This window comes from Methylomonas sp. Uni0011, assembly GCF_056850255.1.
The window spans coordinates 36,903-58,516 of record NZ_JBVVNO010000018.1; the positions used below are offsets into that span (position 1 = coordinate 36,903).

Here is a 21,614-nt window from a genome sequence, read left to right on the forward strand (position 1 = left end):
CTCATTTCACAACAATCAATGGCCGTCGAAGAACTTTAGCACTCCCTGCCGGTTTATGCATGCTTTATGCTTAAATTACGCCCTGTTCGATTGCCGGCACCAACCAGTATTGCAATCCGGAGCCGGCAAATTCATGCTTAAGTCTAGCCAACAATGCGGGGGCATGCTGCTTCTCGACATACATTTGAAAGCGGAGCTTGCGCTGGTGCCCGGCGACCTGTTCCGCCAACGACAAACCTCGGGCGTTGTAGTCATGGACATTGGCCGGATAACTGGAAAATCCCTGTTGCCATTCCAACGCCAGCAGACAGTCAACTAAAGCGTCTTCCAAAGTAGGCGGCGCAGTCACGGTCAGAATAAAAGCATCGTGGTTCATGGTTTAAGTTCCGGGTTACGGCCGAATAACTTATAAAGGATCGGCAGCAATATCAGTGTCAACAATGTGGACGACAACAAGCCGCCGGTCACTACAATCGCCAACGGCCGCTGGATTTCCGAGCCGGGGCCGGAGGCGAACAGCAGCGGAATCAAACCGAAGGCGGCGATACTGGCGGTCATTAAGACCGGTCTCAACCGCCGCGCGGAACCCACGACGACGACGCGAGCAATGTCCATACCGGTAGCGCACAGCTGGTTGAAATAACTGACCATAACCACGCCGTTCAATACGGCGATACCCAGCAAGGCAATAAAGCCTACCGAAGCCGGTACCGATAGATATTCGCCGGATAACCACAGGCCGAACACTCCGCCGATCAGGGCCAGCGGGATGTTCGACAACACCAGCACCGCTTGCCGAATCGAACCGAAGGTGGAAAACAGCAATAGAAAGATCAAGCCCAGCGACAGCGGAATCACCAGGCTCAAACGCGCCGATGCTCGCTGCTGATTTTCGAACTGACCGCCGAATTCGACATGGAAACCGTGCGGTAATTTGACCCGTTCCGCGACGGCTTTGCGCGCCTCATCGACAAAGCCGACCAGATCGCGGCCTTCCACGTTGCTGCGAATCACGACGAAACGCTGGCCTTTTTCCCGGTCTATCGAAACCACACCTTCCACCGGCTGAATCTTTGCCACCGCCGTAATCGGCACATGGCCGCCGTCGGGCAAAGTCAGTTGCAGGTTATCGAAATTGGCAGTGTTGCTGGCCCCGCGCAACAACAACGGTGTGCGTTTGACACCTTCCTGGACGATGCCGAGTTGAACACCTTCGATTTGCGCGCGCAATAGGGTTTCGATGCCATCGGTATCCAAACCGAACCGACCGGCAGCCTGCCGGTCGATATTGACCTGCAAAAACTGCATGCCCTCGTTCTTGCGGGTAAACACGTCGCTGGCACCGGGAATGGTCTTCAACACCGCTTCGATTTGCTCCGCCTTGCGGTTCAATGTATCCAAATCGGCGCCGAACAATTTAACCGCTACATCGCCACGGGTGCCGGTCAGCATTTCCGAAACCCGCATTTCGATAGGCTGGGTAAAACCGAACGCAATGCCTGGAGTGTGGACCATGATCTTGCGGATGTCGTCGATCAAAGCCTCTTTGCTGTCCATCCGCCATTCCGACTTCGGCTTCAAGATCAGGAACGTGTCGGTATCGTTCAGACTCATCGGGTCCAGACCCAATTCGTCGGCGCCGACCCGAGACACTACCGTGGCAACCTCGGGAATATGCTCACGAATGTTTTTTTGGACCCGGCCGTCGAGCGCAACCGAATCCTGCAAGGTTATCGACGGCAACTTTTCCAGTTGAACGATGATATCGCCTTCGTCCAACGTCGGCATGAAGGTACTGCCGATTCGGCTAAACGCGATCAAACTTAGCACCAGCATGGCGCCGGCACCGATGAACACTTTTCTGGTGTTACTCAAACACCAGACCAATACCGGCTGATACCACCGCAGCAATTGGCGCGGCAACCAAGGCTCCTCGTGAGAAACTTGCTTCAGCAACAGCGAAGCCAGCACCGGAATTACCGTCAACGACAATACCAGCGAACCGCTCAAAGCAAATACGATAGTCATCGCCACCGGCCCGAATAACTTGCCCTCCAAGCCTTGCAAGGTCAGCAGCGGCAGAAACACGATGACGATGATCAAAATGCCTGAAGTCACCGGTAGCGCCACTTCGCGGCTAGCCCGGTAAATCATATGTAAACGCGGCAGGCGCTCGGCCTTGCGGTGGTCCGCAAGCTGGCTGATGACGTTCTCGACCACGACCACCGCACCGTCGACCAGCATCCCGATCGCAATCGCCAAGCCGCCCAGACTCATCAAATTGGCCGACATGCCGAACACATTCATCATGATGAAGGTCGCCAACGCCGCCAACGGTAGCGCCAAAGCCACGGTCAACGCCGCACGCATATCGCCCAGAAACAAAATCAACAACACGACCACCAGCACGATGGCCTCGGCCAAAGCTTTGGCAACGGTATTTACCGCTTTGGCCACCAATACTCCGCGGTTATAGAACACATTGATATGTACACCCTCGGGCAAACTGGGCTGCAACTGCGCCAGCTTCTGCTCCAATTGTTCGATGGTCAATCTGGCATTGGCTCCGCGCAAGCCCAACACCACCGCGGTGACCACTTCGCCGCTGCCGTCCTTACTGACCGCGCCGTATCGGGTCAACGCTCCAATCCGCACCTCGGCAATATCTTCCACCCGCACCGGCATGCCGTCATGCTGTTCCACGACGATCGATTTCACATCCTGTTCGTTTTTGATGCGGCCGTCGGCGCGGACGATCAGCGCTTCTTCACCTTCGGTCAACCTACCGGCGCCATCGTTACGGTTATTTTTTTCCAAAGCCGCCATCAATTGCTCGATGCCGATATTACGCGCCGCCATTCTGACGTTGTCCGGCACCACTTCGAAACTGCGCACCAAGCCGCCCAAGGCATTGACGTCGGCCACGCCTTTGACGGTGCGCAAGGCCGGACGGATGGTCCAATCCAGCAACTCCCGACGCTGCATCAAATCAAGATCGCCGCCTTCGATCGCGAACATGAACATCTCGCCCAACGGCGTCGTCATCGGCGCGATCCCGCCCTGTACCCCGTCCGGCAAATTGCCCCAGATGGCATTCAGGCGTTCCGCCACCTGTTGGCGGGCCCAGTAAATATCGGTGCCTTCCTCGAAGTCCAGGGTGATGTCGGTAATCGCGTATTTAGCCAGCGAACGCAGCATGGTTTGATGCGGAATTCCCAGCAACTCCACCTCGATCGGCGCGGTGATCCGGGCTTCGACCTCTTCCGGCGTCATACCGTTAGCTTTGACAATCACCTTGACCTGAGTCGGCGAGACCTCGGGAAACGCATCGATCGGCAGTTGTTTAAAGGCATAAATGCCACCGCCCATCAACAGCAATACGCCCAATAGCACCAACAAGCGCTGGGTCAGGGCAAAGCGAATCAATGCCGCCATTATTCATCGCTCCCCAAACCCAACCAATTGGCTTTCAACGCCACCGCGCCTTTGACGGCGATTTGTTCGTTGCCGGTCAGCGCGCCGCTGATCAGTGACTCGTCACCTTGCTTGCCATTGACGTTGACCTCGGTCACAGCAAAGCCGTCATCGTTACGCACGAACACGTAACTACGGCCCTCATTTTGCGACAAGGCCGAATTCGGCACAGTAAAGCCGGTCGTCGCACCGTGTTGTAGGATTTGTACATTGACGTTTTGCCCAAGCCGCAAACTTTGCGGCTTGCCGTCCACCACGGCCCGCGCCGATACCGTTTGATTGTCCGCGTTAACGCTTTGCCCCAACAAGCTGATGGTTGCCGACACATCGCTCGGCTCCAACCGAACCCGATCGCCCACCTTGACCGCGCTCAGGCGTTCCTGCGGGATACTGATTTCCAGCCATAATTCGGATAGATCGGCGATGCGGAACAGGGGGGCCTGGATATCCAGCCGCGCGCCCAGATTGACCATACGCTGCAATACCACGCCTTCGATCGGCGCCCGAATCGACAAGCGATCGTCCAGTTTACGTGTGTGCGCCAACGTTTTAATCTCTGCGTCAGACATGCCGGCAAGCACCAACAATTGCTTAGCCTCGTCGGCGCGGGCCACTTTGCTTTGATGCTGGGTTTGTGTCTCCTGCCAGCGCCGTTCGGCGATAACCCCTTCCTGCAACAATTTCTGGTCCCGGTTGCGTTCCAACCCGGACAAATTCAGCTCGCTGGCAGCAGCCAAATATCCCTGTTGCAAGCCGACCAACTCCGGACTGCGCAATTGGGCCAGAACCTGGCCCTTGCGTACGCTGTCGCCGATATTCGCCGCCAATTGCGTCACCAGACCGGGCTGGCTGCTGCTGACCAGCGCTTCGCGGTCGGCCGGCGTTACGACTTTTCCGGGCGCGTAAAATAACGGCACGCTGGAACTAGCAACCAACGGCGCGGTTTTGATATCCAGATTCTCGATCTGTTGCCGACTCATCCGAATTTGCGCATCCTGCGCCAAGGCGGAGGCAGCCAACAGCGATAACAACATTGTGGCCGGCATTCTCACGGCTGCACTCCGAGCGCTTGGTTATAAAACGCGATATTGCGCTGCAACTTCACTTCCTGCAATTTGGCATTGCGTACCGCTTCCAGGCTCCGGGCCTGAATTTTGATCAGATCCAGCAAGTTGATTTCGCCGGCCGAAAAGCTGACTTCGGTCATTTTCAAATGGGTTTCGGCGATTTGCTTCAATTCGTTGGCAATCGCCAATTCCGCCCGCGTCACCTCCAGCGCATGTTCGGCCTCGTGCAGATTCTTTTCCAGCTGGCGGTATAAATGTTCGCGCTGCGCCATGGCGTTGTTCAGTTCCAGATTGGCCTTGGCGATCTCCGGCGCATTATAGGCGTCGCCGCCGAACAACATCACCACGCCGACACCGGCACTTTCGATATTCTGGCCGTCGCGGCCATCCCGGGTACTCTTGGCGCCGATATTCAACTTCGGCTGATTGATCGGATCCGTAGTTTTGATCCATTCCACCTCGGCGCGTTTACGTTCGATCACGGCATTAACCGCTTCCAGGACCGGGTGGCTCGGCATAATGCTTTTCAGCTCGCTTTGCCGTTCCAGATAATTGGCCGGAACCCGTGCCAGCGTTGTCAGGCTGGAATAGGCCTTACGGCTGTGCATGACTTCCGCTTCGGCCTGGGTCACCAGTCCGCGGTTCTGCAAATACTCACCTTTGGCCAGTAACAGATCGGCGCGGGGCAAATCGCCCAGCTCAACCCGCCGCTCGACTTTTTTCATCAATTGCTCGGATACCGACAAAGCGTTCTGTGCCTGTTGCAAGCCGATGTTGGCGACCTCCATATTCCACAATGCTTCCCGCACCAGACGCGTCACCTCCAATTTAACCGCCGCCGACTGCTTTTGCGCCGATAAACCGGCCCGCTCGGCCACGGCTTGGCCGGCGTCGCGCTGACCCCAACTCCAGGTGGTGACTTCGACTTTGGCCGACATCTCGCGCGCGCCGCGGTCAGCCGCAACCCGGTCGTCGAAGTAGTCCAGAGCCAGCGCCGTCGACCCCGCCACCCAGGAGTCGCTGCGCTCGGTCAAAGCATCCGCTTCTTGGGTCAACGCTTCGCTTATCAGGCGGTCCGGATACTTTTCCAAGGTCAGTTCGACCAAGCCGGACAGGCTAAGGGACGGATCCGTGTCGATCGGGTCCATATGTTCGACAATCAGCTTGTCCGCCGCCATTGCACTGAGTGGCGCCGACCGGCTTTCACTCTCTTCGGTTTGCGCTACGCAAGGCAGGGCAGCTAACAACAAAACAGGTAATCCATAAATATGACGGTATACGGTCATATCTCGCTCCAAAAAATTGATAGATGGCAAATCTGTCGCCGGCATTGACGCAGCGGCAGGTCGAGCGGTACAGGCAAAGGCTGACGGTTTACGCCTGGTTTCCCCGCCTCAGCAGCCAGGGGGAGCGCGGGAAGCGTTATCGGCGAGAAGGGGCGCTGTGGGCGGTGGCGAAATGAGAGATCGGTAAAAAGGTGCTCGGACTGGCGGGTAAAATTTTGGCTCGGCAACAGACGGCAACAGGAATCCAAGCGGCACCAACCGTTCGCGCATCATTTGCAGTTTGATGGCGGAACCGACACTGACAACGGCCGCTTGCTGATGCAATTCATGCCGGTTGTCTGGCAAGCTCCACTGATCCGGCTCGCTCTGCAAACTCTCCAGTCCATGCAGATGGATGCCGCAGTCCCCGGCGTCACCGCCGACATGGGCATGCACCAACGGCGCGGCTGTCTGCAGCAGCACCAGTAGCACGACCAGAAATTGACGCAGATATGCAACCATTTACGTTCTAAGAATGTCTGTGAACTCGCGCGTTCGGCCAAACCGCGGTTGTACCGGGCCGTGCGAAACGCTATTCTACTTGAAAAGCGCGATTCTACCCTGAATATAAGCAAACATTTACTCACATTAGGCGAAAAGCTATGAACAGAAAAATTGGCATTTTGGCAACGATATTCATTGCATTGGCCTTGACCCTGGGCGGCATCCAAGAAGCCCAAGCCAAACGCATGGGCGGCGGCAAATCCTTCGGCAGCCGTCCGAGCTACAGCGCTCCGTACCAACGTTCTACAACGCCGAACGACTTGGGCAACCAAACCGCGCGTTCGGCCAGCCAAACGCAGGCAGCCGCGCAAAACCAGGCCGCGCGCCAAAGTTGGGCCGGCCGCGGCGGTATGATGGGTATGCTCGGCGGCTTGGCCCTGGGGGGGCTGTTAGGCTCGCTGTTTTTTGGCGGCGCGTTTGAAGGCTTGAACCTGATGGATATGCTGGTATTCGCCGGCATCGCATTTCTGTTGTATCGCTTGTTTGCCGCCAAGGCCGGCCAGCAGACTGCAGCCAGCGGCGCTTTCAGCCAAGCCGATAGCCGGCGGGAGCCTCAGTATTACCGGGAAAATCAAACCGGAAACAACGGTCCGGCCGGTTTCAATACCGACGTGTTGTTCGGTAACAATAAAACGGGCGGCGGCAACGGCTTCCAAACCGCAGCCCCGGCAAGCGCTTTGCCGGCGGGATTCGACCAAGCAGCGTTCCTGAACGGTGCCGAAAAAGCCTATCATTATCTGCAAGCCGCCTGGGACAACCGCGATCTGGCTGAGATTCGGGGCTTGACCACCGATAAAGTCTTCGCCGAAATTCAGCAGCAATTGCAGGCGTCCGGCGAGTCGAACCGAACCGAGATATTGTCGTTGAAGGCGGAGTTGCTTGAAGCGCGCGAAGCCGGTACCGAGCAGGAAGCCGCGGTACTGTTCGAAAGCCTGATCCGCGAAAATGGCGGCCAGCCCGAAAGCGTTCGCGAAGTCTGGCACTTCGTCAAACCCAAAAACAGCAGCCAAACCCGTTGGTTCCTGGACGGTATCCAACAAATCGAGGAGTAATGATGGTTGCGGCGAACAGCGAGCAGATCAAGCGGCGCTACGACAGGCTGGCACCTTGGTTTGACAGCCTGGAAGGCATTCTCGAAGGCTTGCTGTTTCGCCGCCTGCGTAAAAAACTATGGTCGCAGGCCGGCGGCAACCACATATTGGAAGTGGGTGTCGGCACCGGAAAGAATTTTGGGTTTTATCCGGACGGCGCCCGAATCACCGGCATCGACTTCAGCCCGAAGATGCTGGAACAAGCGCAACGCAAGCGCCAACGCAAGCAAATCGCCGTCGATCTGACGCAGATGGATGTCCAGGCGCTGGATTACGCTGACAACAGCTTCGATACGGTGATCGCCAGCTTTGTATTCTGCTCGGTGCCGAAACCTCGCCGCGGCTTAAAAGAACTGTATCGGGTCTGCAAACCGGGCGGGCAGGTTCTGTTACTGGAACACGTACTCAGTTCCAACCGCTACATGGCGTTCATGATGAATCTGCTGAATCCGCTCATCGTCAAAACCCTGGGCGCCAATATCAACCGGGAAACGCTGAAAAACGTGCAAGCCTGCCCGTTTCGGAACGTTTACATCGACCCGACCAGTAGCGACATGATCAAACTGATCCGGGCCGTAAAATAGCTGTCCGGGTTTGGCGCCGGAACATCCAAGCCGCTAGATTCCGCCAAGCTAGCGAAATCGATCAGTCCGCCAAGTGCCAAGTTGCCGGGTTTTTATAACACCCGGATTGCCCAGTTCCCAGCAGACGCTGCCAAATGACGGGTTCGGCCTCCCCAGCTTAAACGTTTCGCGGTTTGGCCCGGCCGGCGCTGCGCTTAGTCGGAGTTGGTCCCGGCAAACGCTTATGCTAAGGCCTCGAATTTGGCAACGGCCGTTGCGAAACCGTCAGGCACGGTTGCGCTTTGAACGTCGCCGTCTAAAATGCGTTTGGGCTTTTAATCGAATTTACCGGCTATGGCGAATTGCGCGAAGATGATTGGGGACATACGCTCGATTCTATTGCTATGTGCCGCCTTTAGCCAAACCCGGCAGGGACACGCCGGCGACGAGTCGCTGGACCGGCTGAAAACCTTATCGCTGCAGGAGTTGACTGCCACCACGGTTTCGCTGGCAGCCAAGAGCCAGCAAACGCTGCAAGAGGCCGCCGCTGCAGCCTACGTAATCAGTAACGAGGAAATCCGGCGCTCCGGTATGCAATCGATTCCTGAAATTCTGCGCAAAGTTCCCGGCCTGGAAGTGGCGCGGGTCGACGCCAACCAGTGGGCCATTACCAGCCGCGGTTTCAATGGGGCTTTCGCCAACAAATTACTGGTCATGGTCGACGGCCGCACCGTTTACGATCCATTCAATTCCGGTGTGTATTGGAACGAACAGGATTATCCTTTAGAGGACATAGATCGCATCGAAGTGATTCGCGGCCCCGGCGCAACGATGTGGGGGTCGAATGCCGTTAACGGCGTGATCAACATCGTGACCCGTACTGCGCAGGAATCGCAGGGAACACTGGTATCTGCCGGCGCCTCGCAGGAAGAGCCGGGGTTCGGCACATTGCGTTACGGCGGCCAACTCAACCCGGATCTGCATTATCGGGTTTACGGCAAATACAACCACCGGGACGACTTTCATTTCAGCGACGGCAGCAAAGCTTCCGACAACTTGGATCTGGGCCGCGCCGGCTTTAGAAGCGACTGGACTCCGAATGCTCAGGAAACCCTGACGTTGCAGGGCGACTATTTCAACGGCACCATGCAACAAACCTTAACTGGCGCCGACGCCGCAATGCCCGACCGGATGCAAAAGCAGGGCGGCAATCTGCTGCTACGCTGGCAACGCAATTTGGCCAACGGTAACCGCGTGCAGATCCGCAGTTATTTCGATCACGCCACCCGCCAACAAATGCGTCTGGATCACCGCCGCGACACCTTCGATTTCGATGTGCAACACAGCTTTCATTGGCATAGCCATGCTACGACCTGGGGAGCCGGCTACCGATTCAACAGCGATCAACTCACGCAAAAACTGGCACTGTTAACATTCGATCAAGCCCGGCGCGACTTACACCTGTTCAACCTCTTCGCCCAAGACGAGTGGCGGCCGTTCGGCGACGCTTGGCGGCTGATTTACGGCGGAAAACTCGAGCATAACGACTTTACCGGCTTCGAACTACAACCGACTGCACGGCTATTATGGAGTCCGGATCAGCAACACAGCGTTTGGGCGGCGGTTTCCCGGGCGGTGAGAGTACCGTCCCGGATTGAGCACGACCTGAACTTGCTTTACAACTTCGCCCCCGGCGTGACAACCAACATCCGTGGCGGCGACAGCTTCAAGTCCGAAACGGCGCTCAGTTACGAACTGGGTTACCGCTTCTTCCCCAACCGTTCGTTCAATCTGGACACGACACTGTTCTACTGCGATTACGCCCGCCTGAGCACCACCGAGCCTCAGACTCCGATCATCGGCGTAGGCGGCGTATTAATCCCGTACCAAATCGCCAATATGGCCCAAGGCGAAACCTACGGCTGGGAAACCGCGCTGAATTGGCGCGCCTCCGAGTTTTGGCGCCTGCAAGGCAGTTATAGCTTGTTCGGTATGGCTATCCACAAAGATCCGCAAAGCTTGGATAGCGCTGCCGCCATCGCCGAAGGCAACAGCCCACGCCAGCGCTTCAATCTGAGCGCTTACATCAATTTGCCCAACCAGTTGGAATTCGACAGTCACTGGTACTATACGGATAGACTCGCCAACGGCGTTCCTGCCTATCATAGGTTGGATTTGCGGCTGGGCTGGCAACCCAGCCTGCATCTGGAACTCGCCGCCGGCGTCCAGAATCTGCTGGACAATCGCCATCTGGAGTTCATTCCGCCGCAGGATAACCCGGTGCTGAGCAGCGAAATGGAACGCAATTATTATCTCAAAGCCACATTGCGCTTCTGAATGCGACTGTCATCAAATCGCCTTATATTGCCGAGCCATCCCGTGACCGCATTCATGCGGCGGATTGCGGTGCTGGTTTTAAGCGCAATCGTCTGCGCATTTTCCACGCCGAGTCCGGCTCAGCAATTCAACGAAACCGAATTGAAGGCCGCATATCTTTATAACTTTGCCTACTTCATTACCTGGCCGGAGCCGGCCGCCCCCGAATTTTTGTTTTGCAGCTATGCCAACACCCCGGTTACCGCAATTCTGTCGCGATTAATCGATGGCGAAAAAGTACATGACCGGCCGATCCGGCTACTGATTGATCCGTTACCCGAACAGTTGCACGAATGCCATATCGTGTTTATTCCGGTGCAACAGGAACGGGTCCTGGCAACCACGTTGGACTATATCCACGCATTTCCAGTTTTGACCGTGAGCGATATTCCCGACTTCGACCAACGCGGCGGCATGGTGCGCCTGACGACAGAAGACCGGAGGATTCAACCGGTCATTCATTTGCAAAACGTTTCGCGCGCCCGGCTCTCGGTCAGTTCCAAGCTGTTGCGCAGTTCCCGGATTGCCGAATAATCATGGCAATCGGCGCCTTGTTCTCCTCCGGCTCCATCCGCCGCAAAATCTTCGCGATCGCCGCGTTCACGGCCTTATTGACGGCATTACTTACGCTGTTGTTGTTTTTGAGTACCGATTACCGCCACCAGAAATTGAAGCTGTTGGAACAAAGCCGGGTACTGTCGAAAATGCTCGCCAGCAATGTGTCGGCAGCGATCGTCTACCGTGATCCGAACACGGCCGAGGAAATTTTGTCGGCACTGAAAGAGAAAACCGACGTTCTGGACGCATACCTGTTTACCGAGGATCGCCAATTGTTCGCCGCCTACCATAACAAGGCCGCAGCGGGCCGGCAGCAAGCGGATTCCGGATTACAGGACCAATTCCGCCGTCAATTCGACCAATATCTGCAGCAAGGCAAAGACCACGCTTTCAGTAGCGACACGCTGGAATTGGTCGTTCCGGTCAGGGTCGACCAGCGCCGGATCGGCTTCGTCGCGCTGCATCTGTCGCTTGCGGCATTGCAACAAAGTTTCCGCTATACCGTGTTAGAAGCATTGGGGGCCATGGCATTGGCGATCTTAATCGCGGTGCTTCAAGCCCGCTGGCTGGGCGCCAAAATCAGCCGGCCCTTGCTGCAACTGACCGCCAACATCGAACAGATCAGCCGCGACAACACGTTCGATGCCCGTCTAAAGGTGGAGAGTAAGGACGAAACCGGGGTTTTGATCAACACCTTTAACTCGATGCTAGACAAACTGGAACGGCAGGAACACAACAAAAACGCGCTAATCGTCAACCTATCCCAGGCAAAATGGGAGGCGGAACGAGCCAGCCGCGCCAAAACCGAATTCCTCTCGCGGATGAGTCACGAATTTCGCACCCCGTTGAATGCAGTAATCGGATTTAGCCAGCTGTTGGCTGGCGATTCCGAACACCCGTTGAACGCCGAACAGCAGGATTCCACTCGCCACATCCTTGATGCCGGGCTACATCTGCTGGACTTGGTCAGCGAATTGCTGGATTTGGCCGCGGTCGAGAGCGGCAAATTGACGCTGAATATTACCAGCGTCGCCTGCCGGCCTTTGGTCGCCGAATGTTTGGACTTAATTCGCCGGCAAGCCGAAGCGCGCGGAATTCAAATTACCAGTCGAGTCCCGGACCAGGAGATTTGGGCTGCGGCCGACCGGGTGCGCTTGAAACAATGTTTGTTGAACCTGCTCTCGAACGCAGTGAAATACAATCGGCCGCAGGGTCAAATTACATTAGGTATGGAACTTGAAAAGCAGCGGCTGCGGATTTGGGTGGCAGACAGCGGAGCAGGCATTGCCCCTGAGCAATTCGACCTGCTGTTTCAACCGTTCAGCCGCTTCCACCACGACCAGGATTTGATCGAAGGTACCGGCATCGGCCTGTTACTGACCAAGCACATGGCCGAATTGATGGGCGGCGAATTGGAAGTGGAAAGCCGACTGGGTCAAGGCAGCAAATTTACGCTGGTATTAAACCGCGCGGCTGAGTTCGGGACTGGGGAACCGGGGCATTAACCAGTGGCTGTGGTCAATCCTCAGTGCTTAACCCTATCGGGCGGCACGATCGCCCGATAGGTCCGGCGAAAATCAACGTACCGCGTTGACGGTCCGCTCCAGTTCTTCCCGGCTCATATGCCGCACATCCTTGCCTTTGACCATGTAGATCACCTGTTCGCAGACGTTGCAAGCGTGATCGCCGATGCGTTCCAGCGCCCGGGCCGCCCATAACATATCCAAGGCGCGGGTGATATTGCGCGGATTTTCCATCATTTGCGTGATCAACTGGCGGGTGATACTGGTGTATTCGCGGTCCACCTTGGCATCCTGCTCGGTAATCGCAATCACTTCTTCGACATCGTTTCTGGCATAAGCGTCCAGCGCACCGTTCAACATGTCTTTGACCAGATTCAGCAAATGCTCGATTTCGTAGTATTTGTCCTGGTAATAGTCGGCCCCTTCCAGACGCATCGTCATTTTGGCGATCCGCGCCGCTTCGTCGCCAATCCGTTCTAAGTCGGTGATGATCTTGATCGTCGCGATCAACATCCGCAAATCGAAGGCGGCCGGCTGGCGTTTGGCCATGATTTCGGTGCATTCGTGGTCGATGTCTTTTTCCATTTCGTTGACTTGATGGTCCTGCTGCACCACCTTTTCGGCATTCTCCATGTCGTAACCCATGAAGGCCTTGGTCGCCAAGTCCACTTGTTGCTCGACTAATCCGCCCATCGACAGGACTTTGTTGCGGATGTCCTCCATCTCCTCATTGAATTGGCGGGAGATGTGTTGTTTGATTTTGCTGTTATCCATTGTTTACCTCCTAACCGTACCTGCCGGTAATGTAATCTTCAGTTTGTTTTTTTGCCGGGTTGGTAAACAACTCGCTGGTTTCGCCAAATTCGATCAATTCGCCCATGTACATGAAGGCCGTGTAATCGGACACCCGCGCCGCCTGTTGCATGTTATGGGTGACGATGACGATCGTGTATTTTTCTTTCAATTCGTTGATCAGTTCTTCGATCTTCAGGGTAGATATGGGATCCAGCGCCGATGCCGGTTCGTCGAGCAGGATCACTTCCGGCTCGATCGCAATGGCACGGGCAATCACCAGCCGCTGCTGCTGGCCGCCGGACATACCCAACGCATTGTCGTTCAACCGGTTTTTCACCTCGTCCCACAACGCCGCGCCGCGCAGGGATTTTTCGACCACCTCGTCGAGAATGTGGCGGTCGTTAATGCCCTGAATCCGTAAGCCGTAGGCCACGTTCTCGTAGATCGTCTTCGGAAACGGGTTCGGCTTTTGAAACACCATGCCGACCCGGCGCCGTAAAGCGGCGACGTTAACCGACTTGTCGTAGATATCTTCCCCGTCCAACAGAATTTTGCCCTGGATGCTGACGCCGTCCACCAAGTCGTTCATTCGGTTGATACAGCGCAGCAGTGTCGATTTGCCGCAGCCGCTAGGACCAATGTAGGCCGTGACTTTCCGGCGCGGCATTTCCATATTGACGCTATGCAAGGCCTGCTTCTGGCCGTAGAACAGATTCAGGTCTTCCACCTTGATACAGGTTTCGGTCTTTTCGGACGCGTTACGGTCGTCTCGATTCAACGCGCTGATATCGATGGCGTGAGTTTTGGTTTGGGCTGTGGTCATAATCCAAGGTTCCGGATAAGCGAGCGATATTAATTTTCCAGCGCACGATATTTTTCGCGCAGGTTATTGCGGATGGTGATGGCGAACATGTTCAGGCCGACGATGACCATCACCAAAAGCAGTGAGGTGGCATACACCAGGGGCCGCGCCGCTTCGACGTTCGGGCTTTGGAAGCCGACGTCGTAGATATGGAAGCCCAAGTGCATGAATTTACGGTCCAGATGCAAATAAGGGAAATTGCCGTCCAGCGGCAAGGTGGGGGCCAGTTTAACGACGCCGACCAGCATCAATGGCGCCACTTCGCCGGCGGCACGGGCTACGGCCAGAATCAAGCCGGTCATGATGGCCGGGCTGGCCATCGGCAATACGGTGCGCCACAAGGTCTCGGCCTTGGTCGCACCCAGTGCCAGACTACCTTCGCGTATCGATTTCGGAATCCGCGACAAACCTTCTTCAGTGGCAACGATGACGACCGGCAAAGTCATCAAGGCCAGCGTCAACGAGGCCCATAGCAGGCCGGGCGTACCGAACACCGGGGCCGGCGCGGCTTCCGGAAAAAACAGGCGGTCGATGTTGCCGCCGATGATGTAAACGAAAAAGCCGAGGCCAAATACGCCGTAAACGATGGACGGCACGCCGGCCAGATTGTTGACGGCGATCCGGATAATCCGGGTCACGAAACCCTGCTTGGCATATTCGCGCAAATAAACCGCGGCGATGACGCCGAACGGCGTCACCACCACCGCCATCAGCAACACCATCAGTACGGTACCGAATATCGCCGGAAATATGCCGCCTTCCGTGTTGGCTTCGCGCGGCTCGTCGCTGACGAAGGTGACGAAGTTGCGGACGTACTCGACCATTTTATCCAGGCCGCTCATCGCATTGGGTTGAGTCAGTTTGACGATGCGGTGCAGCGGCAGATTGATTTCCCGGCCGCCGGCTTCCACCGCGACCAAGCTGGCGCGCTTCATTTCCTTGTTCAGCTTGGCCAACTGGGCCTGAATTTCCTGGTATTGTTGTTGGTAAGCCTGTTTCTGAGCGGCGAACTCTTGGGCGTGGCCGTCGTTCCATTCGCCTTTCAATTCCAGTGCGCGCTGTTTCAAGCGCAAGCGCTCCAGGCCGTAGTTGATCGCACCGACGTCCTTGTCCTGCAACACGTCGATCTGTTCATGCAATTCCAGTGCGGCCGCCAATTTTTCCTGGGCAACAGCCAGCGCGGCTTCACCTTCGGCGATGATGTTGCCGTCTTCCTTGACCGCCTTCAGCCTACCGTAGAAGTTACCCCATTCGCGGCGTTCGACACTAATCAAATCCGCAGGTTCGGCTTTCTGTTTGATGTACTGTTGCTGAATCCAGCGGAAATCGCTGCCCAAAATATCGCGGTTACCGGTTTTAACCAGAAATTGCTCCAGATACTCGGCGCCGTTCAGTACCTGATGACCGGCAGCTTTGGCCTGCGCGGCCGGCAACAGCGAGGTGTCGACCTGTTCGCCGATGATGGTCGAACGGCCGTTTTGGTCCTCGTATTGGTACTCGACGATGTCGGCCGGCCAAAAATGGCCCAAGCCGCGTAACGCAATCAATAACAAGAGCCCCACAACCAACACCAGGTTGATCGTCACCGCGCCGGCAGTCAACCAAATCCAGGGCGAACCGCTTTTAAACCATTCTTTGATCATAGTGAACTGTATTTCTGTCTGAGATTTTGCCGAACCAATTCGGCCAGCGTATTGACGACGAAGGTGAACACGAACAATACCAGCGCCGCTAAAAACAACACCCGGTAATGGGTACTGTTGACTTCCGATTCCGGCATTTCCACCGCAATATTGGCGGACAAGGTGCGCAATCCCTGAAAAATACTCAAATCCATCACCGGCGTGTTCCCGGTCGCCATCAGCACGATCATGGTTTCACCCACTGCCCGGCCGAAGCCGATCATCACCGCGGAGAAAATACCGGGACTTGCGGTCAGCAACACGACTTTGGTCATCGTCTGCCATGGCGTCGCCCCCAAAGCCAGCGAACCGGTGGTCAAATGTTTTGGTACGCTGAAAATAGCGTCCTCGGCGATCGAGAAAATCATCGGAATCACGGCAAAGCCCATGGCCAAGCCGACCACCAACGTATTGCGCTGGTCGTAACCGATACCGAATTCCTCGCGCATCCAGACTCGCAAATCGCCGTGGAAAAACCAGGCTTCGAAGCTGGGCGCCAATTCAAACGCCAACCAGGCGCCGAAGATCACGACCGGTACTAAAACGATGGCGTCCCAACCGTCGGGGATTTTAAGACGAGTCGGTTCCGGAACCTGCTGCCACAGGTAAGCGAATACCATCACCGACAATGGCACCACCATCAACATCGCGAAAATTCCGGCGAGATGGGATTCGACGAACGGCGCCAGCCATAAACCGGCCAGAAAACCCAGAATCACGGTCGGTAATGCACCCATGATTTCGATACCGGGCTTCACGTACTGCCGCACCCGCGGTGCCATGAAATAACCGGTGTAGATCGCGCCGAACAAAGCCAGCGGAATTCCCATCAGCATCGCGTAAAACGAAGCCTTCAAGGTGCCAAACACCAGCGGCGTCAGGCTCATTTTCGGTTCGAAATCATTGCTGGCCGACGAAGATTGCCAAATGTAGTCGGGCTTCGGATAACTTTCGTACCAGACTTTGCCCCAGAGCGATTTCAGCGAAATCTCCGGATGCTCGTTTTCCAGGCGCCAACTCAGCACTTTGCCGCTAGCGTCTTCCACCAAAAAATAATCGGCTTTTGGAGATAAGGCCAACACCTGCGGCGCGGACTGCAATAATTTGGTATTGACTAACTCACGCTCGGCCGTCGAGTTGTATACCGCCAATTGTCCCGCGTTATCGATCGCCAACATGCCACGGCGGCGCTGTTCGGCGCTAACCGCTACGATAGGGTTGTCGGCCAACTTGAAGCTGCGCAGTTTTTGCATGTTGACGTAGTTCTGGTCGTTACGGACCAAGGACCATTGCGCCAGTTCGCCCTTGGAATCGCCAACCAACAACGAGTTTTCGCCGTTCAAGAATTCCATACTGGAAATTTCCTGACCGTTCTCGACCAGATTCAACTTGTGCTTGACCACCGGCGCCGAGGCGTCACTGACATCGACGACGGTGATGCTTTGGCGGCTGGCTAAATACAGATTGCGCTGTTCTTTATCGAGCAGCAGGAATTCGATGTCGTCGCCGGCCACGTCCAATACGGTATCGCTGGCTTCCAACGTCACTTCGTCATCGAACATCGACTCCTTTTTAGTGAGCCGGCTCAACAACACGCGGTTATCGGCCGTTTTCGCCACCAACGTGCTACGGTCGTCTGCTACCGCCAGAGTGATTTTGGCCACAGGCTGGCCGGATTTATCAATAGTCAGCGCTTGGTTGCCCAATGGATAACTGAGCGAAGGCGTAATCAGGCGCTTGCCGTCCGGATAGCTCAATTTATATTCGTGTTTGACCACCACCGCCCTGCCATCCGATAAGCCGTATGCCACCACGCCTTTGTCGATGCTGGCGTGGGCGAAACTGGCTATTTGGCCGTTTTCCGGCAGCGCTACGGCTTCGCTGCTAACGATCGCGCCGCTCTCTATATTGAAAAAAACCGCTTTGCCGGCATCGGTAAATCTGACTGCAAGCTGGTTTTGTTCCTCGATGGCCGCGAACAGCGTTTTGCCCATTTCCACGCCCGGAACGTTATAGCCACCGTTATCGGCGGCCCTGAGCTGTGCCGGCAAAAGCAAAGGAAATACGACATACAACAGGTAAAAGAAAATCAGCACCACCGCCACGATAATACTCAACCCGCCGACCACCACGCCCCGCGCCGCTAATTTGTCTTTAACCAAACGCCAACGCTGGTAACTGTCGCTGGTGGCTGTTTGAAACAGCGTCGGTTTGCTTTGAGTGGTTCGGGATTCAGTCATAACTGGACATCACAAAATTTGCGGGGGAAACGCACCGGAATGCTTACAAAAACAAAAAAGCCGATAATTTACACGCAATTATCGGCTTCGTTATTATACAAGATCAACCGCAATTGATTGGCGGCTACAAATAAGGGCGGCGATTTTTCGCGCCAGTCCTTTGAAGCGTCCCTGCATAAATTGTCCCTGATCAGGCCGGTCCTTGGCTTGATAAATCACTGAATTAAAGTCAAAGCTTTTTCAACTGCTTTGGCCGGCAACGGAATGTAGCCGTCTTTGATCACGACTTGCTGACCGGTTTTGGACAACACCATTTTGATGAACTCTTTCTCCAGCGGCGCCAACGGTTCGTTCGGTTTTTTGTTGACATAGACATAGAGAAAGCGCGACAGCGGATAAGCGCCGGAAGTCGCATTTTCCGGAGTGGCTTCGACAAAGGCTTCGCCATCTTTACGCGCCAGCGCCACGGCTTTCACACCGGAAGTCGAATAGCCGATACCCGAATAACCGATACCGTTGGCGGAGGTGGTAACAGATTGCACCACCGATGCGGAACCGGGTTGCTCGTTAACGTTGCTTTTGAAATCGCCTTTACACAATGCTTCGTCCTTGAAGAAACCGTAAGTACCGGAAACCGAGTTACGGCCGTACAACTGAATCGGCCGGCTGGCCCAGGCGCCGGTCAATCCGGCTTGGCCCCAAGTCGTAATATCGTTGGCGCCGCCGCATTTACGGGTTGACGACATGATCGCGTCGACTTGCGGAATGCTTAAGCCTTTGACTGGGTTGTCCTTGTTGACGAATACGGCTAACGCGTCGATCGCAACCGGAATCGCGGTCGGTTTATAGCCGTATTTGCTTTCGAAATCGTCGATTTCGTTGTCTTTCATTTTCCGGCTCATCGGACCCAGGTTGGATGTGCCTTCGGTCAGAGCCGGCGGCGCGGTTGAAGAACCCGCCGCTTGAATTTGGATGTTGACGTTGGGGTAAATTTTGCCGAATTCTTCGGCCCACAAGGTCATCAGGTTCGCCAAAGTATCAGAGCCGACGCTGGACAGGTTGCCGGAAATACCGCTCGCTGCAGAATATTCCGGAAGAGCCGCATCCAAAGTTGCGGGGGCAGCCGCGGCCTCGCCGGCCAACAATGCGGCGGAGGCGATACCCAATCCCATAACCAGCGATTTCAGCTTGAATGTTTTATTCATATATTTTCTCGAAAATGTTTAAAACCAAGATCAGTGTGCCAAAGTGACATGACAATACTATGAAGCAAATATGACAGTTTTGTGACAAAACTTAAGGAATTGTAAGCGCAACCGAGGTTTTAACCAAAAACCCGATCCGGGTCGGCCGTATCGACACGACGCAATTTCAAAAAACGGTAACTGAAGTCCACCTGACTGTCGTTTTCGATCTCTTCCCGACTGAGTTCCTGCCATTGGCGCCGATCGATATCCGGAAAAAAGGTATCGCCGCTAAAGCTGCGCTCAATCTCGGTCAAATAAAGGTAATCGGCAACCGGCAGCAAGGCTTGGTACAAGGTGGCGCCGCCAATCACGAATACCTCGTCCCGATCAGCCAAGTCTCTGAGCGCAGCCTCGATATCGGTAAACACCCGACATTGCGGTGCTTCATACTCGGCACTGCGGCTGATGACGATATTTTCCCGGCCCGGCAAAGCTTTACCGATGGCCTCGAAGGTCTTGCGTCCCATCAACACCGGCGAGCCCATCGTGATTTGTTTGAAGCGTTTCAAATCAGCGGAGAGATGCCAAGGCATCCGGCCGTTCAGACCAATGGCGTTGTTGCTGGCCTTTGCCACAATTAGTGATAATTTCATGCCAAATACTTAAGATGCGGATTCAATCCGTAACCCAACATGATACTAGAAACGCCGAATATGAATAAAAACATCCTGCTGGTGTTCACCGGCGGCACCATAGGTTCGCAAGTGACGGGCAGCATCGTCGACACGTCGGCCGCCGCCGGTTTCAAACTGCTGGCATTGTTCGCCGACCACTACCCCGAGGCAGGTTCGATAACGTTCAAGTCTCAGCAACCTTTGCGAATCCTCAGCGAAAACCTGCATACCCAACACTGGTCGCAGATCATTGCGGCAATCGAAGCCGAGGACCTAAATCAATTCGACGGCATTATCGTTACCCACGGTACCGATACCCTGGCATTTAGCGCCGCGGCATTGGGACTGTATTTCCATAAGTTACCGATTCCGCTGTTGCTGGTCTCGAGCGATTTGCCACTGGACAATCCGCAGGCCAACGGTCTAGCCAATTTTTGCTGCGCGATAGAGTTCATCCGGCGCGGTAGTCAACCTGGGGTATACGTACCGTACCGCAATCCCGGACAGGATCAGCAAGTCCATCTGGCAACCCGGCTCTCGTCCTGCCTGCCGTTAAGTAGCGACTTCATCAGCATCCAATCGCAGCCGTTTATGCGCTTCAGTGGCGGACGGTTCGAAACGCTGGCGCAGCCGGATAGCTCAAGCCGTCAATCGGCCAACTTGAAACCCGATTTTTCGGCGCGAATTCTGTTGGTAAGGCCCTATCCGGGTCTCGACTACACCGCGTTCAATCCCGAAGGATTCGATGTGGTGCTGCACGACCTATACCATTCCGGCACGGCCTGCGCATCCAATAGCGCTGGCGACCGATTCAGCTTGGTCGCATTTATCCGCAAATGCCGGGAAAAAGGCCGGAAAGTTTATTTGGCTCCGGCCTTACGATCGGAAAGCGCTTATGCCTCGACCAGCGATTTGATCGCTGCCGGGGCGGAGATGGTCTGGAATATGAGTTTGGAGGCGGCTTACGCCAAACTACTGTTGGCGCTCGGCAATTTTACCGAGTCTGAGCAAGTATCGGAGTTTTTACGGCTGGATCTGGCTTACGAACATGTCCAGCCTGCCTGAAATAAACGTGGAAGCGGCCACGGTCCAACGGCCGCTTCCCTGGACGGTTTATTGTTTAGGCTGGGGCTTGGTCGTCAGCACTTTGGCGTCTGGTCCCATTGCCACCGAGTAATCAGTCGAGGAAACCACGTTCTGGCTGGCGATATCGACCACCCGCAAGGAGACATAAACGTTATCGCGTCCCGGCGCGTAGGAACCAATCACAATCGCTTTAGCACCGACGTTATTTAAAGCTTCCTTGGTTTTTTCCGGCAATTCCAGAATGCCGGCTTCATTTTTGGCAAAAATCTCGGTCGGTAGCTCCATACCCATCACCCGGTAACCGGAACGGTGCAGCGCCGAAGAAAGCTGGTCGGAAATGATCCTGCCGAATGGCAGGGTTTGGCCCATGTCGTCGACGTTGACCAGGGAATTGATCACGACCAGACTGCCTTTAGGTAAGGGCTGGCGCAAATCGGCCAGCAGCCAGCCGACCGCGTCGTAACTGACTTCAACCAAATCGTCGTCGTCAATGCTGCTCGAGTAGTAGTAAAGCCGGCTGCAACCGCTCAAAACGGTCAAACCTACCAACATCAACACCATTAATTTTTTCTTGAGCATGTAGCCTCTCCCCTGGAAATTGTGGGCT

General features: G+C 55.4%; 18 protein-coding genes. 6 read left to right on the forward strand and 12 right to left on the reverse strand.

The genetic code is table 11. The features are described 5' to 3' along the window. Window positions 1-70: 70 nt before the first annotated feature. The 5 genes from AC0IM9_RS16665 to AC0IM9_RS16685 form a co-directional block, all read right to left on the reverse strand. Window positions 71-376, reverse strand: coding sequence for a DUF3240 family protein (locus AC0IM9_RS16665; RefSeq protein ID WP_278210080.1), 306 nt, complete (start codon window positions 374-376; stop codon window positions 71-73). Beyond that, a complete protein-coding gene (locus AC0IM9_RS16670; protein ID WP_482804743.1) occupies window positions 373-3,435 on the reverse strand; it encodes an efflux RND transporter permease subunit in 3,063 nt (1,020 codons plus the stop codon). Before AC0IM9_RS16670 ends, AC0IM9_RS16665 begins: the two co-directional genes overlap by 4 nt. Next, complete coding sequence (locus AC0IM9_RS16675) at window positions 3,435-4,520, reverse strand: efflux RND transporter periplasmic adaptor subunit (RefSeq protein ID WP_482804744.1); 1,086 nt, start codon at window positions 4,518-4,520, stop codon at window positions 3,435-3,437. The genes AC0IM9_RS16670 and AC0IM9_RS16675 overlap by 1 nt, the downstream gene beginning before the upstream one ends. A gap of 2 nt (window positions 4,521-4,522) precedes the next feature. After that, entirely contained in the window at window positions 4,523-5,827 is a 1,305-nt protein-coding gene (locus AC0IM9_RS16680) for a TolC family protein (protein ID WP_482804745.1), read from the reverse strand. Between the two features lie 108 nt (window positions 5,828-5,935). Next, the gene (locus AC0IM9_RS16685) at window positions 5,936-6,328 is read right to left on the reverse strand and encodes a hypothetical protein (protein WP_278210076.1); all 393 of its coding nucleotides are present in this window, start codon (window positions 6,326-6,328) and stop codon (window positions 5,936-5,938) included. 140 nt (window positions 6,329-6,468) lie between these two features. Here AC0IM9_RS16685 and AC0IM9_RS16690 point away from each other — a divergent pair, with 140 nt between their 5' ends. The 5 genes from AC0IM9_RS16690 to AC0IM9_RS16710 all read left to right on the forward strand — a co-directional run bounded on the left by AC0IM9_RS16690 (window position 6,469) and on the right by AC0IM9_RS16710 (window position 12,463). Next, window positions 6,469-7,422: a Tim44 domain-containing protein gene (locus AC0IM9_RS16690; RefSeq protein ID WP_482804746.1), complete on the forward strand. Its 954-nt coding sequence runs from the start codon at window positions 6,469-6,471 to the stop codon at window positions 7,420-7,422. Next, entirely contained in the window at window positions 7,422-8,045 is a 624-nt protein-coding gene (locus tag AC0IM9_RS16695; protein WP_482804747.1) for a class I SAM-dependent methyltransferase, read from the forward strand. Before AC0IM9_RS16690 ends, AC0IM9_RS16695 begins: the two co-directional genes overlap by 1 nt. A gap of 351 nt (window positions 8,046-8,396) precedes the next feature. Further along, window positions 8,397-10,361 (forward strand): TOL_0244 family TonB-dependent receptor, encoded by a 1,965-nt coding sequence (locus AC0IM9_RS16700; protein ID WP_482804748.1) that lies wholly within the window; start codon window positions 8,397-8,399, stop codon window positions 10,359-10,361. 42 nt (window positions 10,362-10,403) lie between these two features. Continuing rightward, complete coding sequence (locus AC0IM9_RS16705) at window positions 10,404-10,934, forward strand: YfiR family protein (RefSeq protein WP_482804749.1); 531 nt, start codon at window positions 10,404-10,406, stop codon at window positions 10,932-10,934. 2 nt (window positions 10,935-10,936) lie between these two features. Further along, window positions 10,937-12,463 carry an ATP-binding protein gene (locus AC0IM9_RS16710; RefSeq protein WP_482804750.1) on the forward strand — a complete coding sequence of 509 codons (1,527 nt, stop codon included), beginning with the start codon at window positions 10,937-10,939 and terminating at the stop codon, window positions 12,461-12,463. Window positions 12,464-12,535: 72 nt separating this feature from the next. Here the strand turns inward: AC0IM9_RS16710 and phoU are convergent, their stop codons facing one another. From phoU to AC0IM9_RS16740, 6 genes are all read right to left on the reverse strand, one after another. Further along, window positions 12,536-13,255 (reverse strand): phosphate signaling complex protein PhoU, encoded by a 720-nt coding sequence (gene phoU, locus AC0IM9_RS16715; protein WP_256609202.1) that lies wholly within the window; start codon window positions 13,253-13,255, stop codon window positions 12,536-12,538. A gap of 10 nt (window positions 13,256-13,265) precedes the next feature. Beyond that, window positions 13,266-14,099: a phosphate ABC transporter ATP-binding protein PstB gene (pstB, locus tag AC0IM9_RS16720; protein ID WP_140911971.1), complete on the reverse strand. Its 834-nt coding sequence runs from the start codon at window positions 14,097-14,099 to the stop codon at window positions 13,266-13,268. A gap of 29 nt (window positions 14,100-14,128) precedes the next feature. Next, a complete protein-coding gene (gene pstA / locus AC0IM9_RS16725) occupies window positions 14,129-15,781 on the reverse strand; it encodes a phosphate ABC transporter permease PstA (protein WP_482804751.1) in 1,653 nt (550 codons plus the stop codon). Beyond that, window positions 15,778-18,060 carry an ABC transporter permease subunit gene (locus AC0IM9_RS16730; protein WP_482804752.1) on the reverse strand — a complete coding sequence of 761 codons (2,283 nt, stop codon included), beginning with the start codon at window positions 18,058-18,060 and terminating at the stop codon, window positions 15,778-15,780. Before AC0IM9_RS16730 ends, pstA begins: the two co-directional genes overlap by 4 nt. A gap of 215 nt (window positions 18,061-18,275) precedes the next feature. Next, on the reverse strand, window positions 18,276-19,265 hold the full coding sequence (locus tag AC0IM9_RS16735; RefSeq protein ID WP_482804753.1) for a PstS family phosphate ABC transporter substrate-binding protein: 990 nt from the start codon (window positions 19,263-19,265) through the stop codon (window positions 18,276-18,278). A gap of 119 nt (window positions 19,266-19,384) precedes the next feature. Continuing rightward, window positions 19,385-19,900, reverse strand: coding sequence for a dihydrofolate reductase (locus AC0IM9_RS16740; RefSeq protein WP_445372015.1), 516 nt, complete (start codon window positions 19,898-19,900; stop codon window positions 19,385-19,387). A 60-nt stretch (window positions 19,901-19,960) separates the two neighbouring features. Here AC0IM9_RS16740 and AC0IM9_RS16745 point away from each other — a divergent pair, with 60 nt between their 5' ends. Then, window positions 19,961-20,986 (forward strand): asparaginase, encoded by a 1,026-nt coding sequence (locus tag AC0IM9_RS16745; RefSeq protein WP_482804754.1) that lies wholly within the window; start codon window positions 19,961-19,963, stop codon window positions 20,984-20,986. 48 nt (window positions 20,987-21,034) lie between these two features. Here the strand turns inward: AC0IM9_RS16745 and AC0IM9_RS16750 are convergent, their stop codons facing one another. Further along, window positions 21,035-21,586 (reverse strand): FlgO family outer membrane protein, encoded by a 552-nt coding sequence (locus AC0IM9_RS16750; protein WP_445372017.1) that lies wholly within the window; start codon window positions 21,584-21,586, stop codon window positions 21,035-21,037. Window positions 21,587-21,614: the final 28 nt, after the last annotated feature.

What these genes read in the sequence shown, in the direction of transcription:
- AC0IM9_RS16665 (WP_278210080.1), bottom strand. Translation starts at nt 376, where the DNA reads ATGAACCACGATGCTTTTATTCTGACCGTGACTGCGCCGCCTACTTTG.
- AC0IM9_RS16670 (WP_482804743.1), bottom strand. Translation starts at nt 3,435, where the DNA reads ATGGCGGCATTGATTCGCTTTGCCCTGACCCAGCGCTTGTTGGTGCTA.
- AC0IM9_RS16675 (WP_482804744.1), bottom strand. Translation starts at nt 4,520, where the DNA reads ATGCCGGCCACAATGTTGTTATCGCTGTTGGCTGCCTCCGCCTTGGCG.
- AC0IM9_RS16680 (WP_482804745.1), bottom strand. Translation starts at nt 5,827, where the DNA reads ATGACCGTATACCGTCATATTTATGGATTACCTGTTTTGTTGTTAGCT.
- AC0IM9_RS16685 (WP_278210076.1), bottom strand. Translation starts at nt 6,328, where the DNA reads ATGGTTGCATATCTGCGTCAATTTCTGGTCGTGCTACTGGTGCTGCTG.
- AC0IM9_RS16690 (WP_482804746.1), top strand. Translation starts at nt 6,469, where the DNA reads ATGAACAGAAAAATTGGCATTTTGGCAACGATATTCATTGCATTGGCC.
- AC0IM9_RS16695 (WP_482804747.1), top strand. Translation starts at nt 7,422, where the DNA reads ATGATGGTTGCGGCGAACAGCGAGCAGATCAAGCGGCGCTACGACAGG.
- AC0IM9_RS16700 (WP_482804748.1), top strand. Translation starts at nt 8,397, where the DNA reads ATGATTGGGGACATACGCTCGATTCTATTGCTATGTGCCGCCTTTAGC.
- AC0IM9_RS16710 (WP_482804750.1), top strand. Translation starts at nt 10,937, where the DNA reads ATGGCAATCGGCGCCTTGTTCTCCTCCGGCTCCATCCGCCGCAAAATC.
- phoU (WP_256609202.1), bottom strand. Translation starts at nt 13,255, where the DNA reads ATGGATAACAGCAAAATCAAACAACACATCTCCCGCCAATTCAATGAG.
- pstB (WP_140911971.1), bottom strand. Translation starts at nt 14,099, where the DNA reads ATGACCACAGCCCAAACCAAAACTCACGCCATCGATATCAGCGCGTTG.
- pstA (WP_482804751.1), bottom strand. Translation starts at nt 15,781, where the DNA reads ATGATCAAAGAATGGTTTAAAAGCGGTTCGCCCTGGATTTGGTTGACT.
- AC0IM9_RS16730 (WP_482804752.1), bottom strand. Translation starts at nt 18,060, where the DNA reads ATGACTGAATCCCGAACCACTCAAAGCAAACCGACGCTGTTTCAAACA.
- AC0IM9_RS16735 (WP_482804753.1), bottom strand. Translation starts at nt 19,265, where the DNA reads ATGAATAAAACATTCAAGCTGAAATCGCTGGTTATGGGATTGGGTATC.
- AC0IM9_RS16740 (WP_445372015.1), bottom strand. Translation starts at nt 19,900, where the DNA reads ATGAAATTATCACTAATTGTGGCAAAGGCCAGCAACAACGCCATTGGT.
- AC0IM9_RS16745 (WP_482804754.1), top strand. Translation starts at nt 19,961, where the DNA reads ATGAATAAAAACATCCTGCTGGTGTTCACCGGCGGCACCATAGGTTCG.
- AC0IM9_RS16750 (WP_445372017.1), bottom strand. Translation starts at nt 21,586, where the DNA reads ATGCTCAAGAAAAAATTAATGGTGTTGATGTTGGTAGGTTTGACCGTT.